Origin of the sequence: Paracoccus sulfuroxidans (assembly GCF_007830335.1) — a bacterium.
GTDB classification, from domain to species: domain Bacteria; phylum Pseudomonadota; class Alphaproteobacteria; order Rhodobacterales; family Rhodobacteraceae; genus Paracoccus; species Paracoccus sulfuroxidans.
This window is the reverse complement of record NZ_VLKU01000013.1, coordinates 82,789-96,675: the sequence shown is the minus strand read 5'-3', so window position 1 is coordinate 96,675 and position 13,887 is coordinate 82,789. Positions and strand designations below refer to the sequence as shown.

At 61.9% G+C, this 13,887-nt stretch carries 23 protein-coding genes; 1 reads left to right on the top strand and 22 read right to left on the bottom strand.

Features of this window, described 5'->3' with window-relative positions; genetic code table 11:
* From IQ24_RS17725 to IQ24_RS17715, 3 genes are all read right to left on the bottom strand, one after another.
* The gene (locus IQ24_RS17725) at positions 1–459 is read right to left on the bottom strand and encodes a hypothetical protein (RefSeq protein WP_145399617.1); all 459 of its coding nucleotides are present in this window, start codon (positions 457–459) and stop codon (positions 1–3) included.
* 180 nt (positions 460–639) lie between these two features.
* Positions 640–1,074: an HK97-gp10 family putative phage morphogenesis protein gene (locus IQ24_RS17720; protein ID WP_145399616.1), complete on the bottom strand. Its 435-nt coding sequence runs from the start codon at positions 1,072–1,074 to the stop codon at positions 640–642.
* A gap of 283 nt (positions 1,075–1,357) precedes the next feature.
* Positions 1,358–1,759: a DUF3168 domain-containing protein gene (locus tag IQ24_RS17715; RefSeq protein ID WP_145399615.1), complete on the bottom strand. Its 402-nt coding sequence runs from the start codon at positions 1,757–1,759 to the stop codon at positions 1,358–1,360.
* 41 nt (positions 1,760–1,800) lie between these two features.
* Between IQ24_RS17715 and IQ24_RS20615 the strand changes: the two genes are divergently transcribed.
* Positions 1,801–2,055: an ECs_2282 family putative zinc-binding protein gene (locus tag IQ24_RS20615; protein ID WP_422386287.1), complete on the top strand. Its 255-nt coding sequence runs from the start codon at positions 1,801–1,803 to the stop codon at positions 2,053–2,055.
* 41 nt (positions 2,056–2,096) lie between these two features.
* Here IQ24_RS20615 and IQ24_RS17705 read toward each other — a convergent pair whose 3' ends face one another.
* The 19 genes from IQ24_RS17705 to IQ24_RS17620 all read right to left on the bottom strand — a co-directional run bounded on the left by IQ24_RS17705 (position 2,097) and on the right by IQ24_RS17620 (position 13,819).
* Entirely contained in the window at positions 2,097–2,435 is a 339-nt protein-coding gene (locus IQ24_RS17705) for a phage head closure protein (protein WP_145399613.1), read from the bottom strand.
* Positions 2,436–2,632: 197 nt separating this feature from the next.
* The gene (locus IQ24_RS17700) at positions 2,633–2,881 is read right to left on the bottom strand and encodes a head-tail connector protein (RefSeq protein WP_145399612.1); all 249 of its coding nucleotides are present in this window, start codon (positions 2,879–2,881) and stop codon (positions 2,633–2,635) included.
* Positions 2,881–3,072 (bottom strand): hypothetical protein, encoded by a 192-nt coding sequence (locus IQ24_RS17695; RefSeq protein WP_145399611.1) that lies wholly within the window; start codon positions 3,070–3,072, stop codon positions 2,881–2,883. The genes IQ24_RS17700 and IQ24_RS17695 overlap by 1 nt, the downstream gene beginning before the upstream one ends.
* Before the next feature lie 59 nt (positions 3,073–3,131).
* Positions 3,132–4,343: a phage major capsid protein gene (locus IQ24_RS17690; RefSeq protein WP_145399610.1), complete on the bottom strand. Its 1,212-nt coding sequence runs from the start codon at positions 4,341–4,343 to the stop codon at positions 3,132–3,134.
* Positions 4,344–4,356: 13 nt separating this feature from the next.
* On the bottom strand, positions 4,357–5,034 hold the full coding sequence (locus IQ24_RS17685) for an HK97 family phage prohead protease (RefSeq protein ID WP_145399609.1): 678 nt from the start codon (positions 5,032–5,034) through the stop codon (positions 4,357–4,359).
* Positions 4,985–6,172, bottom strand: coding sequence for a phage portal protein (locus IQ24_RS17680; protein ID WP_199756633.1), 1,188 nt, complete (start codon positions 6,170–6,172; stop codon positions 4,985–4,987). Before IQ24_RS17680 ends, IQ24_RS17685 begins: the two co-directional genes overlap by 50 nt.
* Positions 6,173–6,240: 68 nt before the next feature.
* The gene (locus IQ24_RS17675; protein ID WP_145399607.1) at positions 6,241–7,947 is read right to left on the bottom strand and encodes a terminase large subunit; all 1,707 of its coding nucleotides are present in this window, start codon (positions 7,945–7,947) and stop codon (positions 6,241–6,243) included.
* Positions 7,947–8,447: a hypothetical protein gene (locus tag IQ24_RS17670; RefSeq protein ID WP_145399606.1), complete on the bottom strand. Its 501-nt coding sequence runs from the start codon at positions 8,445–8,447 to the stop codon at positions 7,947–7,949. Before IQ24_RS17670 ends, IQ24_RS17675 begins: the two co-directional genes overlap by 1 nt.
* Positions 8,448–8,564: 117 nt before the next feature.
* A complete protein-coding gene (locus tag IQ24_RS17665) occupies positions 8,565–8,900 on the bottom strand; it encodes an HNH endonuclease (RefSeq protein WP_145399605.1) in 336 nt (111 codons plus the stop codon).
* A gap of 215 nt (positions 8,901–9,115) precedes the next feature.
* Positions 9,116–9,817 carry a hypothetical protein gene (locus IQ24_RS17660; protein WP_145399604.1) on the bottom strand — a complete coding sequence of 234 codons (702 nt, stop codon included), beginning with the start codon at positions 9,815–9,817 and terminating at the stop codon, positions 9,116–9,118.
* Positions 9,814–10,443 (bottom strand): hypothetical protein, encoded by a 630-nt coding sequence (locus IQ24_RS17655; RefSeq protein WP_145399603.1) that lies wholly within the window; start codon positions 10,441–10,443, stop codon positions 9,814–9,816. The genes IQ24_RS17660 and IQ24_RS17655 overlap by 4 nt, the downstream gene beginning before the upstream one ends.
* Positions 10,444–10,650: 207 nt before the next feature.
* Complete coding sequence (locus IQ24_RS17650; RefSeq protein WP_145399602.1) at positions 10,651–11,271, bottom strand: hypothetical protein; 621 nt, start codon at positions 11,269–11,271, stop codon at positions 10,651–10,653.
* 4 nt (positions 11,272–11,275) lie between these two features.
* A complete protein-coding gene (locus IQ24_RS17645; RefSeq protein WP_145399601.1) occupies positions 11,276–11,533 on the bottom strand; it encodes a hypothetical protein in 258 nt (85 codons plus the stop codon).
* 2 nt (positions 11,534–11,535) lie between these two features.
* Entirely contained in the window at positions 11,536–12,177 is a 642-nt protein-coding gene (locus tag IQ24_RS17640) for a hypothetical protein (protein WP_145399600.1), read from the bottom strand.
* Positions 12,174–12,710 (bottom strand): class I SAM-dependent methyltransferase, encoded by a 537-nt coding sequence (locus IQ24_RS17635; RefSeq protein ID WP_145399599.1) that lies wholly within the window; start codon positions 12,708–12,710, stop codon positions 12,174–12,176. Before IQ24_RS17635 ends, IQ24_RS17640 begins: the two co-directional genes overlap by 4 nt.
* Positions 12,710–12,934: a hypothetical protein gene (locus tag IQ24_RS17630; RefSeq protein ID WP_242008310.1), complete on the bottom strand. Its 225-nt coding sequence runs from the start codon at positions 12,932–12,934 to the stop codon at positions 12,710–12,712. Before IQ24_RS17630 ends, IQ24_RS17635 begins: the two co-directional genes overlap by 1 nt.
* Positions 12,931–13,401: an NUMOD1 domain-containing DNA-binding protein gene (locus IQ24_RS17625; RefSeq protein ID WP_145399598.1), complete on the bottom strand. Its 471-nt coding sequence runs from the start codon at positions 13,399–13,401 to the stop codon at positions 12,931–12,933. The genes IQ24_RS17630 and IQ24_RS17625 overlap by 4 nt, the downstream gene beginning before the upstream one ends.
* Positions 13,398–13,550 (bottom strand): hypothetical protein, encoded by a 153-nt coding sequence (locus IQ24_RS20305; RefSeq protein WP_199756632.1) that lies wholly within the window; start codon positions 13,548–13,550, stop codon positions 13,398–13,400. Before IQ24_RS20305 ends, IQ24_RS17625 begins: the two co-directional genes overlap by 4 nt.
* Complete coding sequence (locus IQ24_RS17620) at positions 13,550–13,819, bottom strand: hypothetical protein (protein ID WP_145397122.1); 270 nt, start codon at positions 13,817–13,819, stop codon at positions 13,550–13,552. Before IQ24_RS17620 ends, IQ24_RS20305 begins: the two co-directional genes overlap by 1 nt.
* Positions 13,820–13,887: the final 68 nt, after the last annotated feature.

Sequence of the window (13,887 nt, the reverse complement as noted above, 5' to 3'; positions counted from 1 at the left end):
TCAGGCCGCCTCAGTGATTTCGACACCACCATCGAAGCGAAGGTTGAGGGTGTAGGCGATACTGTCGCCCTCAAGGTTGCCAAGCGCGGTGATGTTCAGGCTCGGCAGCTTGGCGAGGCCATCGATATATTCGATTTCCCCGGTTGCAGCGCCGACAAGATGGAACCGCATCGGCAATTGCCGTTGGTCGAGCACGGCGCGGATCAGTTGGTCGCGCCCGGCCCGTGTCAGGGTTGCGTTGACCGTGGCCGACACGTTTTGCGCGCCGTACGCGGTCGAGGTCACGACAGGTATGGACCAATCGTCACAATCCCCGACCTTGGTCTCTTTCATCTCGTTATCGATCGTGAGGTCGATGCTGGTTGCACCACACCAAGGGACATGTGCCAAGGGAAGCGCCGGGTCCCATGCCACCATTACAAGAATGTCCCCACGATACTGAAGCTCGGGAACTGCCATCAGGAATCCTCTCTGGTAATCTGGACGGGCTTTGCTTTGACGAACCGAGTAGCCGCGCCCGCTGCAACGGCCAGATCGATCACCCACGTGGGGAGTGATTGCGGATCGGGCGACGGGTCGATCCTCATGGACACGCCGCGCCGGATATCGGTCGCATCGAAGCGCCGATGAAATATTGCCTTAGCCATTGCCGAGTTCTTCCTTCACAGCCGCCTTGACGGCGTTGCGGATGCGCTTGCGAAAGCCTGCCTTTGACTTCTTCCAGACCGGGAAGAAGAACGGGTTGGCGGCCATCTTCTGCGTGCCAAACTCGTGGTATCGCGCATAATACGCTTCCCTCGATCCGGCGTAGATCTTGATACGCAGTGTCCCGTATTGCTCACCCTTGTTCCGACCGCTGCGGACCTCGGCAATTGTGAAACTGCCCGCCGGAACTTCGCCCCATGTCCAGCCGATGCTTTCGCTGAGCCGGAGCGTCTCGCCCTTGGGGGCCGCCGTCCGCATTTGCTCAACGATCTTGGTTGCCTCTTCCTCCATCGCCTGAGCAGCCGCTTCAACAGCCACAGCTGGGATTTGCTTGAGCTTCGCGATGATCCGTGGGCTTAATTGCGCCATTCGAACCCCTTGGAGTGGATGATGAATTACAGGCAGAGATTTACGACGATCGGCTGGATTGGAGCCGCGCTATTCCTTCTGGGACCGATGGTATTCGCTTGGGTTTTGACCGAATATCTCACGGCTGCGGCAAGTTATTCCCGTCCAGATGAGGCTTGGGTTTACCTCAGCGCAATGCTCGCTCCTCTTGGTGCCCTTCTCGCGCTGATCGGACGCGAATACTATGATGCCACCGCAGAGGTGGCTCGCGCGCGCGCCACACGCGAAGCGCAAACGCGCAACATCAGATAGAAGCGGCTTCTGCCATGACCTCGACCTGAACGACCCCATGCACGCAGCCGCTGGGGTCGTCCATCACGCGCACCATCGTCACGCGCGCCGGATGCGCGGTCAGGGCGCCCTGATCCATCCAGCCGTTGAGCGCGGTGGCAACATCGTCCACCACGTCCTCGGCATTGCCCTTGCCCGCAGCAGCGCCGCCGCTGCACCACACATCGACCTGCAGCGTGATCGTGCGGCCCTCGACGCATTCCACGCTGGCGTCCGTCCAGTAACTGGGGCCGAGCGTGACATAGGGATAGGCATCGGTCTCGGTCGCTTTGTCATAGACGCGCTCGCCGAGGTCCGGCACCTGCGCAATCAGGCGATCCATCACCGCGCGCCGCAGCGCCCTACCGGCCCTCATAAATAACCCTTCCAGAATCAGGCTGGCGACAGCTAGCGTTGATGGAAAGGGAGCGAGAAATGTCAGACAACATCAACGTCACCTTCAAGTGCCTCTCCTGCGGAACCGACCCGATTTCCCTCACAACTGACGACGATGTGGCCACCGATGACAGCCTTGTTCGCTGCAAGAGTTGCGGACAGGAATTCGGGCGATATGGCGACGTTAAAGCCAAGGCGAAGGAGATCGCCGCTGAAAAGCTCAGAGGAATGGTCAGGGACACGTTCAAGAACATCAAGAGGAAGTTCAAAGGATAGACTGGCAATATCGGTCATTGGACGCCCCTTCGGTTGCTTGTTCACCGGCCCTCATTGCCACCGCCCTCGATCAGCATTTCCAGATAGGCCCGATCCTGCGTCTCGCGCGGATCTTCCTTGGCAGCATAGATACGCCCGCCAATCACGACGCGCCATTCAGACGTGACCTCGCGCGCCTGCGATGATGTCCGGAACGTCACGATGGCCGGTGCCTTCGACTGCATCCGCGCCGCCATAACGCTTTCACCACCGCGCATCGGCTTCAGGTTGACCCAGGCCTCGAACACGGTGGGGTATGACGTAATCGGGTTGCCGTCAGCATCACGGCTTTTCATCGGGCGCTGGAACGCGGCGCGCTTGGTCAGATCTCCCGCTCTCATCCGATCCACCTGCGATGCGGGGCCAGCAGCGCCTCATAGGCCTTGGTGGGCTTCCAGTCCTCGGCCTCGCGCTCGCGATCCTGATACATCGAGCCGATGTGCATCAGGATCGCCGCCCGTATCGATGACGGGACGCCAGCTTCATACCCTGCCCGAAACCTTACGGTCGTTTCGCCCGCGACCGTCACGGGTGCCTCCTACGAAATAACCGGGACCAGCGGCAGTTCCCCGGCCTTGTCGCCGCAGAACACCACTTCCCAGTCCTGCGGTGACAAGGCGCGGCCCAGAACGCCATCAGCCCCATCGAGATAGCTCACCGCCGCGTCGATCAGCCCCTGAATGAGAATGTCCTCATCGTCGCCGTCAACGCGAAGATGCAGCTTTGCATCACCCAGCGACACGATCTCGGCAGTCGGCGGAGAAATCAGCTTGAGGCTGCGGTACATCAGCCAGCCTTGTTGCGCGGGGCCTTGATGGCCTTGTTGTCGACCGGTCGCTCGGCCTTCTCCGCGCGGATGGTCAGCACGCCGGCATCAACCAGGTGCTTTACATCCGAGGGATCGGCCTCGCGCTCATCGCCAGGCAGATACATCCGGTCGCCCAAATGCTGGCGGGTCACGTCATAGGTCTGTTTCATGGTTGCCTCCTGTCGGCTTGCAGAGAGGGCCGCCGCAGCAGCCCTCCTTCGAAAGGCGATTACGGGCCGCCGACCGCCAGAGCGCCGGTCACGAATGCCTCGGGGCGATAGACCGCCAGCGCAAGCCGCTCTTCCGCGAGGATCGTGATCAGGTTCTTGACGAAATCATCGTCAACATAGGCGGCTTCGACGCGGGCCTCCCAGCGATCGAACAGCTGCGCGCCCATCTTGAACGCACCGGTCAGGAACCGGCCAGCAGCCATCGCTTGTGTGGTGACCACCGGCAGGGCCCAAAGGGTCGGTGCGGTCGTGCCCTGCGGGTTGCCGATGATGTAACGACCCTGCGTGTCCTTGAGCAATTCGATGTTGGTCCAGTCGATCGGGTTCAGGACATGGCCGGTGGCCGGGAACTCGGCCAGCGCCGCCTGCAACATCGCCAGGCGCAGCACGTCAAGCGCGGTCGCCGCAGCAGCCGCACCTGCTGGCGCAGCATAGGCCGTGGCCTGAGGAATGATGCCGAGCAGGTTCTGGCCTGTTCCGTCCCCGTTCAGCAGCTGCTGTTCCTCGACGTAGCCAAGCCCGTACATCAGACGCAGGTCGATGATCGAGCGTAGCTGCGAGAAGTCGCTCAGGATTTGGCGCGATGCCTTCATCCAGTGCGCGATGACCTTGGCCGAGGTCGAGACCAGTTCGAACTGGAGGTCCGAGCTTGGCTTCGGCGCGCTCTCCGCGACGGGGGCGGCGTTGTTCACAAAGCCCTTTTCACGGACGTATTCCAGCGTGGACCCATCCATGCGGCCGGGCGTGATCAGGTCACGCACGGTCAGGCGTCGCTGGGGCAGTTCGACAATACCCGCGAGGCGGGTCGTCTCCACACCAGCACCGGCCGAGCCCGCTGCGTTGGTCGTCGCCGAGGTGATGGTCGCCTTGGCGTGCATATCGACGCCACCGCGCCGCGCACCGCTTTCCGCGAAGGCTTTGACGCGCTCATCCTCGATGAAACGCTCACCGAAGGACTTTTCTGTGACGTGATCGCCCGGACCACCGGCGCGCGACAGCTTCTGCTCCATGGCCGACAGCTGCTCTCCAAGCTCATTCATCTTGGTGAGCGCTTCATCCGCATCACGCTTGACCTCTGCGGCAATCTCTTCGCCGCGCTCAGCCTTGCCGAGGGCATCTTGGGCAATGCCTTTGACCGCATCGAGCGATTTGTCGAATGCAGCTTTGGTTTCGGCGGCCAGCTCGGCAACCGATTTGGTTTGTTCCGACATTGGGAACCCTTTCTTATGTGAGGTTCAGGGCGCGGAAGAACTCCGTCGCCTCTTTCGCCGCTTCGGCAGGTTCCCCCTGCCCCTTCAGGCACAAGCGCGCGGCGCGCTCTGCCTGCGAGTTCGAAAAGCCCAAGGCCCCCTTGAGCATCAGCTCGAACTCACGTTCTGTCAGCCGATCCCCGGCTTTCAGACGATCCACGATTTCCTGCGCAGCCTTCGCCGCCTTCACATTGGCCACGGTCGCATTTTCGTTGGCGCCGATGGAGACGATGCTGACCTCGTAGAGATCGAGCTTTTCCAGCGTCCAGACCCCGGTGTCATTGTCGACCGAGTATTCCCGGATTCGATAGCCGATCGACAGGCCGTCGATGTCGCCGTTCTTCAGCAGCGCATAGGCCTCGCGGCCCCGCTGCACGTCCATGTTCAGCTTGCCGCGTAGCAGCAGGCCCTTGCTGTCCTCTTCGGCTGCCAGCCACTTCCCGATCGGCTCGCGGGCATCGTGCTGCCAGAACATCTTGGGCATCGTGCCTTTGGCCGCGTGATCCTTCAGGCTCTCGGCATAGGCCCCCACCGCGATCACATCGCCGTGGCTGTCGGGGTCGCCGCCGAAGGTCGAGCCATAGCCCTCGATCTCGCCCGTTTCAGCGAGGCTTTTGATCGACAGGATCGGATCGCTCTGTTTGGTCCGCATTGTCCGCCTCCGTAATGGGCTGGTTCTGCATCTGGATGCGCGGCACGTCGCCGCCATCGACTTTGCCAAGGTTCTCCAGCGCCCTGACCTCGTTGATGGTCATCGCACCGATCTGGGTCATGGTCTGATAGAAGCGGGCCCGCGACTGGCTGTCCGCGCGCAGCAGGCCCTCCATGTTGAATTCGACCGAGATGCCCCGCGCGCGTTCGGCTGGCGTCAGCAGCTGTTTGGCAATAGCCTGTTCGATCCGTTTCAACCGACGGCGCAGGGTGAACTTCTGGAAGGCCAGCGTCTGCTGCTCGATGCCAGTCCCCCAAGAGGTGCTTTTCTCGGTGAAGCCGATCATATGCGGCGGGACGCCGAAAATCGTGCAGATCTCCTGCGTCGAGAACTTGCGTGTCTCCAGCAGCTGCGCATCCTCGGGCTTCAACGTCAGCGGCGTGACCTCAGTATCGCCTTCCAGGACGATCGGTCGCCCGGCGTTTCCGGCCCCGGACAGCTTCTCTGCCAACTTCTTCTCTGCGATCTCGCGCTCATCCGGCTTCAGCCAGTTCTTGAACCGCAGCACCACGCTCGGACGCATGCCGTTCTTGAAGGTTGAGGCCGAGGCCCGTTCAGCCGCGACCGCATGGCCGAAAGCCTGCCGCCCGAAATAGAGCGTCGACATGCCCTGCAACGGCCCGCCGCCGAACCCGCGAACGTGGAACACATCCTCATCCGTCAGCCGCCACGAGCGCCCGTCCTCGGACCAGCTGTATTCGATCTTGCCGTTCGTGAGCCGCCGCACCGCGATCCGCATCGGGTTGATCGGGATCAGGCCTGTGATCTTGTCACCGGACCGTTCGATGCGCGCATAGGCATTGCCCCAAAGCTCCAGCGCGGTCTGCATGTATTCCCAGAAATCGACCGCCGTCTGGTCATAGTTCGGGCTGTCATGCAGCACCCGGTAGAGCGGATGATCGGCAGCAACCGTCCGATCCTCGCCGTTCTTGCGATAGACCATCAGGGGCAAACTGCCGATCGTTCCGGCCAACAGGTTCACGCAGCCCCAGACCGCTGACAGAGCAAGGGCGCGTTCAGCGGTCACGGCCTCGCCCGACCAGATGTCGTCACGCGACCAGCCCTCAGGATCACGCATGCTCAATGCGGTAGGCGGTCCCGCCTTTACCTTCGGCGCCAGCAGGGAGCCAAGCCAATCCTTCACTCTCATGCGGCCCCCAAAGCTGCGAAATAGCTGCTGCGCCCCGCATCAGCGGACACAGGATTCCCGAACATCAGCATCGCGGCGTTAAAGGTCGCCATCAGCGCATCTATCTTGGCGCTACCGGCGACCTGCTTCGTCACGATGTAGTTGCTGCCCTTCAACTCGGCTTTGGCGTTGCCGACGTTCCACGCCATCATGTCGCTGCCGCCGTGGATCAGCTGACGGTTCTTGAGGCGGCGCGGCAGCGTCACGACCGCTTGCTGAAGCTTCCACCCCTGCCCGACGCTGATCAGGCGGTCATCGCCAAACCCGCGCGCCTCCAGTTCATCCAACAGTTCCGCGATCCCATGTGCATCGAGCCCGACAGCAGGCGTGTCTCTGGGCAAGAGCGCCGCCAACTCAAGGCGCTCGATGATATCGACTGCGCCTCGCACATCGTCACCGATGGTCTCGCAGATGGTCAGCTCACCGGCTGCCTCGAAGTCCTTCAGTCGCGGCGCAATCTCTTTCCGGTACTCCAGCACATCAGGGTAGGCCCAGGCATGCGCCCAGTGCAGCCAGTCCCGCGTTTCCTCTTCTCGGCCGATCACGGCCATGGCGAAGAGGTCATCGAGGCCGCCGCCGTCGACGCCGACCACGCACACCTCCGAGCGACGGATCAGCTCATCAAGCGTCAGGCTGGCATCCCCGCATTTCTCCCAGTGCAGCGCACCAGGCCAGCGGTCAGCGCGCAGGCCCATGCCGATCTGCACGTTGAAGTGCTGGCTGGCTAGCAGCACCAGCGCCTCAATGCCGTCCGCCTCAGCCGCGACCAGTTCGTCGGCCAGAAACTCCGGCTGGACTGACGCACCAAGGGCCGGGTTGACCATGGACCAGGTCTTCGGGTCCTTCCAGCCGCCGTCCTTCGACAGCGACAGCGGCAATTCATAGAGTACGGCGACCAGGGGCAGCACGATGTCGCCATCCCGAACCGCCCGAGCCTTGTCCAGTTCCGATTTGAAGACCCCTGCGGGCGGCTTCTTAGATTGGGTCGTGATCGTCAGCAGGAACCCGTCTGGCCGGGCCGCCAACCCGCCCTTGATCTCGCGCATCACCGCGGCGGCGCGCGACATCTCGGCAAACTCATGCAACTCATCGATGAGGACATAAGCCGCTTTGGTGCCCGTCACCACTTTCGGGTCGGCCGATTTGATCGACAGAACGGCGCCCGTGATGCGATGCGTGATCGTCTTGAGATGCGGCTGCGGATGCAGCAGCTTCAGCAGGTCCTCATCCAGATCGATGATGCCGAGGGCCTGATCATAGCTGATACCCGCGACCGCAATGGTCGGGGCAATCAGCAGGAGTTCGCACAACGGTCTTTCGTTCAGGATGATCGCGGTGACCATGATGGCCGCAGCGATTGAGGATTTGCCGTTCTTCTTCGGCACCAGCAGGAAGAACTCTCGGATCATCCGTCGCTTGGTGTCGGGGTCGTAACTGCCAAACACCGCGCGCACGAAATCGAAGACCCATTCGCCACAGACCTCGCCATAGGTCGGCGTTCCGATGATGTCCGGGACGCGAAGGCGCTTGAAGATCCGCAGCGCCTTCTCTGCCACGTCATCGAATAACGGCAGATCCGGCACCAGGCTGCGCCGCGACTTGATCCGGTCCTCCCAGTCCGGCACAGCCGTGGACCAGGCGCTATCCCGAATTGGGACCGTCATCAGTTCGGCCTGCTGAACCCGGGCGTAAGATCATCGCCCCAAAGCGACCCTTCGCCCCCGGCCGTCTCGGCTGCCATCTGGGCCGCCTCTTTCTTGCCCATTGGCTTGGCGCGCGCCGCCACCTTCGCGCGCTCTTGCGCGTCGTCGAATCGCCGCGTCGACAGCCGACGGCTATCCTCTTCAATCATCTGCCGAAGCTGGCGGACCGCGCCCATGTCACCCTTCTCAATTGCTTTTCGCACGGTCGTCGAAAAGATCGCCAGTTCCAGCCGATCCGGAAGAACATCCCGCGCAGACAGGACCGGTCCAAAATTCCGCTTCAGCGTCGATAGACCCACCTTCAGGGCTTTGGCGATCCGCTCATTCGACCAGCCCTTCGATAGGCCGCCTTCAACCATATCGAAGTCCATTTTGCTGAACTCGCGACGAGGCCGCCCACGCAGTCCTTTACGGGCTCTGGTGGGGTTTCCGAAAAGGTCAGTCTCGCGATGGTCGTCCATAAATCCTGTCCCGAAAAAAAATCTCCGCTTGAGGGGGACGCGGGTCCGGCCCCGGATGGCCCCCAGACTTTCCACCTACCCCCCCCTTGGGGGCCACGGCGTCAATCGGCCCCGAGTTCAGGACCGAGCGCGCTCTTCCCGCTGCTTTTCTCCGTCATGGCAGGGCTTGCAGAGGCATTGCAGGTTGCGCCGATCCCAAAACAGGTCCGCGTCGCCACGATGCGGTTCCTTATGGTCCGCGACCAGATCCGGCCCGGCTCCGACCCGCTGGCAGCGAGCGCAGGTGAACATCGCATCGACCAGCACCTGCCAGCGAAGGTCGCGCCATCGCTGCAACTTGTACCACTTGCGCCAGGCATAGACCTGATCGCGAACGCGGGACTGCCCATGCGGTTGCGGCATGCGCTGCTGCAGCGCGCCAACCCGAGGGGTCAATTGCTTGAGCCTTGCCATGCTGATCCTTGGAACTGAGCCCGCGCCGGATGGGTCGGTCATCTTTGCCGATCGAACGGCTGACGCGGGGAAGCTCGGTGACGTCCCGATCACCAGCCGACAAGCACCCGAAACGAAGTGCGCCCGGTCAGGGATCATCCTGCCGGGCGCACTTCTTGATACTATCCAGATATCTCTCATAGAGGGCCATAAGGGGTCAAGAGAGCTTTTTCGCCCTAATACCCGATCATGCGCGCCAGAGAGCCGCTCAGCGCTTCCATGATGGCCTTTTTGTTGCGGCCATTATCCTGCCACCTGAAACGCCGCAGCACGTCGCCCGCGCTGTAGTCATCGACACAGACCAGATGAACGACATCCAGATTGCTGAACTTGCAGCGCGTATCTTCCCCGGCTGCGAGGACCGCGCGCTTGGACGGTCGGACACGCCGAACAATCAGCGCATCTTGCCCACCGATCCTGCGGCGCAGCTGAGCCAATTCACCCGAGACCTCAAGGCGGCGGTCCATCCAGTTGCCGCCGTCTGCCGATCCGCTGGAACTATCGAGACTGGATAGCTTGCAGCCTCCCGCATCGAGGATTTCGACAAGGTCACGATACCGCCGCCCCATGGCAACCTGCCCCGGTGTCAGCGGCATAGGTCGCTTGGCACGCAATGCCTGAGCTCGCATTCGATCGAAGATGTCAGCGGTCCGGATGGCAGAACGATGCCCGTACCCAGTGGGAGCCACGGCAAAGCCGTCATCCCCCTGCGGAATGACCTCGACCAATCGCTGAAGGACAAAGCCGCCACGGGCTGGCGCGGGGATGATATCCGGCCCGCACTCATCAGGCACAGCGCTGGCCGCTCGAATGGCATCCAGCCGCGCCCGTTCTGCGGCAGCCCGCGCTGCCGCCGCCTCCCGAAACTCTTTCGTCATGCCGCGTCCCCGCTTTCGGTGGCCGAGGCCGACTGGATCGCCTCGATCTCCTGCATCTCGCGATGCCAATATGCCAGCCACCGCTTGTCGGCCTCCGAAGCAAGCCCTGCGCCGATGTTCTCGGTGATCACCTTCCGCCGATGCTGGTTCTTTTCCGCATCTTCCTTCAGATCCCGCGTCACGTACCGATTGGGCGGCGGGCCGAGGCGCTTGGCGGTTTCATACAGCTCGAACGCCCAACCTTCCGCCATCGCCTGTCGCCCCAACGCCGACTGCATCAATGTCCTGGGATAGGTCCATTCCTGATCGGAGGGCGGCGGAACCTGCAAGGTCAGCGCCCACGCCTCAACCAATGCGGCATCCGGCCACGTGCCCTTGCCCGCATGACGAAGGATCAGGTCAACCATCCCCCGCAGATTGGCATCGCTCATGTAGGCCAACCGCCTGCGCAGGCGGTGCAGCATCTTGTCATGCGCCTCGGCCCCGACCCCGCGCTTTCGCGCCAGCCCTGCCAAAGGCTCGATCAACAACCCCTCAACCCGCGCTTCCCTCTCTGCCACAGTCCCGGTCATGGCCATCCCTCTTTTCTCAGCAATGCCAACATATCCACAGGCGCGAGTCCGCATTCCTCGCGATCCGCCTATGTCTTCTCGTTTCGTTTCTTTTCGTTTCTTCTCCTTTCAGCGGTCACGGAATCCGGGCAAAAAAGGGGAAATGGTCCGGAATTTTCCGTGAAATTCCGTGACGATCTGTGTTTATTCCGTGATTTTCTGTAACCGTTCCGGAATATTCTGTAACAGTCACAGAATGTGACAGATTGCGCAGGGAGCCGATCACGACATGGCCTCCACCTGGAATTCGCTCAAAGCCGTACGAATGAACGGTTCGCGCCGCTGTGTCTCCGGATAGCGAGTCTCCAGCCAGTCATTGAACTGATCAACGAAACCTGGGTTGCGCAGCAGCTGCGGTGCCTGGATGCGTTTCTCGATCATTTCGGCCAAGTCCTTGATCCGCTTCGCCCGCCTGCGGTCGTCACGGTCAGACTTGTTCTTCCGGCTGGACTTCAAAGCCTCCAGAGCGACCTCGGTGACGACGGGATGCGCCAGCCGCACTTCGCCATTGTCGCACATCACCTTCGACCAATTGTGCAGGGGCGTGATGTCTCGACGGCACAGCGACTGCCAGCGCTCTACGGTGATCCCGAGGGCGCGGGCCAGCAAACGCTCATCCGTCGGCAGCGTCCCCACCGGCGTTTCGTCATGAGACTCACAGAACAGCAGAAACCCGAACCAACCGATCTCAGGCTCGGCCAGATTGCGAAAGCTGCTCTTGCGCCAGCGTTTCAGGTTCCACTGAATAAAGAAATGGCTATCCAGCCGATCCTCAGCAGAGATGGGATATTCCGGCAGATCATCGATCGAGACCGGCTGGAGCGTGCGAAGTGGCGAGGTCATGGCGTCAAGCACTCCCCTTCGCTACCGCAAACTCTAAAGAATCCAGATTCTGCCAAGCCCAAAGCGCGCGATCAGCCATGGCGCGTGTAGGCTCCACGCCCTCCAATTCAGCCATCAAGGCGACCATCGTCCAAAGTCCAACCTGGAATACCGTGCCCTCAGGCACGCCGCGCACGTTGATCATTTCACCGCACAGTGAATGAAATTCCTGCTGAAGGCGCGTCATGGCCTCAATAGCGTGCTCTTGTTTCACCGTTGACATCGTCAGAGCCTTTCCGCGCGGGGGCCGACAGCCGCACAGACCGCGTCAAGGCGTTTCGAGAGCGCTTCTACCTGCGCGATATGCCGCTGGCTGAGCGCAGCGGACTGCGCCTGAAACTCACCTCTGACTGTCGCCAGCTCGCTGCGGATGGCCTCGATCTCTTCGTTGCCACCGCTCGGGCCAAACATGTCCTCGCGCAGTGCTGCAACCCAGCCCGGCATAATTCCGTCACCCAGATCAGCGGCCAGCGTCGCATCGGTCTCGTGGCCGCGATATCGCTTGCCCTTGACGTCGTAGGAATTTTCGAGCGCAAGAACGATGAGGCGCTTTTGCGGGCCGGTCGGTTCGCGCGGCGGGCATTGTGATGGCGATGTGGCGGAAACTGACATGACCGGTGCGGCCTCCTCTTCCTTCTTCTGACATGCGAATGCCCGCCGACGCGCTGCGCAGGCGGGGCATTCATGCTTGCCGTTGGAGATGACCCACTTCCGGGAAGTGAGCTTGTTGTTGATCTGCCCGATGTTGAGCTGCGTCTCACCGCCCTTGCGGCGCAGTCGGTCACACGCCACCACCTCAAGAGTGCCGCAGAAATCGCAGGTCACATGCGCGCGGTGCACGCCGCCGTTGGGCGCCTTGGTGATCATGCGGCAACCCTCCCGAAGAACTGGGCCGCCCCGCGCTCGGTCGCGTCGAAGAGATACCAGCAGCAGTTGTCTTTGCCGGTCATTGTACTGTCGGGAAACCACTTCACCCTGCCGACCGAAACGATGGCACGACACAACGGCATATACGCGGCTGACTGCCGCGTGTGCGCCCAGTCCGCATCAAAGAGCAACCATGTCGGGCGAAGGGCCGAGAAGGTGCGGATCATCGGGTGAAGGATCTCGCGCGCCCAAGGCGGATTGGTGATGATGTAATCGGCGGAATCCAACATCATCCCGAGATCTTCCTCCAGCGCATCAAAGCGCTGGACATCTGGGTGCCGGGGCTCGATGTCGCCTGCCCACTGGCAGGACATTCCCCCGGCCTCCAAACCATGGACCAGCGCCATGTCGCCCGCGCAGGGTTCGATGAACATCGCGCCATAGGGCAGATGCGGCAGCAACGGCGCACAGGCGGCGCGGGGTGTCGGATAGAAGTCACGCGGGCGGCGTTCAAAACTGGAGCGCTTGCCCATCACGACCTCGCACCGGGATAGCCCGCCAGCACCATGCTTTGCGGCTCACCGCTCTCGCGCAGATCGGCATCACGAATGCGCGCCACGACCACTCGGGCAAAGGTCGTGGCCATGCCATGACCCCGACTGATGTCAGAATATTTCTCGCCCGCGCAGGCGCGGCGAAGAATTGACAGATCGCGCTCATCCTGCTGACGCGCCGCGTGATCACCGCTACGCATCATGCCATCGCCTCCAGATACTGGTCGCGGCACTGGCGAAAGGTCTCGATCACAGCCTCAACATCCACTTCGCGCCGTCGAGTCGCGGAATATGATGTGACGGGTTTCAGCACCGGCCCCGTGGGCGCGGGCTCATCCGCCAGATCCGCGATTGCGCCCAGATCGGGCATGCTGGGTTCGCCCTGAACAAGAAAGCGCAGGTGTCCGTACCGTTTCAGGTGGATGTGGATCTTGTGATCAGTGCAACCAAGAAGGCGGGATGCCTCAGTAATTGAAGCAACCCGCGTGCCATCAGGCAGATCAATGGACCTCGCGTTCTCGGCCACGACTGACTGCTTCACACCAACCCGATCGAGGCTCCCGAACTGGTCGATGTGCTTATAAAGCACGTGGGTGGAAACGCCCAAAGCGCGGGCTGCCTCGGTGGGCGAGCTGAAGCCATGGGCCTCCAGAACGGTCTTGCGGCTCATAGTTTGCGCGCCCCCTTGATCCGTTGGAAAAACCTTTCCGACTGCGATTTGAACCAGTCGGCATCGGCGGCGGATTGTTCCGCCAGCCGCATCGCCCGCCGGTGGCGGGCGTCGTAATAGCGTTGCGCCATGCGCCACAGCAGCCGCATCAGTGCACCTCCGGATCGATGATCTGGAACACGGTCTCCGCACCGACCAAAGCAATGACCTTCAGCACATAGCGAAAATGAGGGGCGTTCTCGCGCCGCAGCCAGTTGCGCACCGTGCGCGATGTGACCGGGCGGCTGTCCGAGGTCAGGACATCGGCCGCCAGCTCGGCCAGTTCATTCTCTGAGCGCGCGTCTGGGAAGGCCCGCCACAGCAGGCCCGCGAACCAGGCGCGCTCCGCCTCCTCGCCCCCGCATTTTCGGAAAGACATTTCAGATGATCCCGTGCTGTTGTGTCCTCGTGTGGAAGGACGATCATCAGAGCGAGAAGAAGACGCAG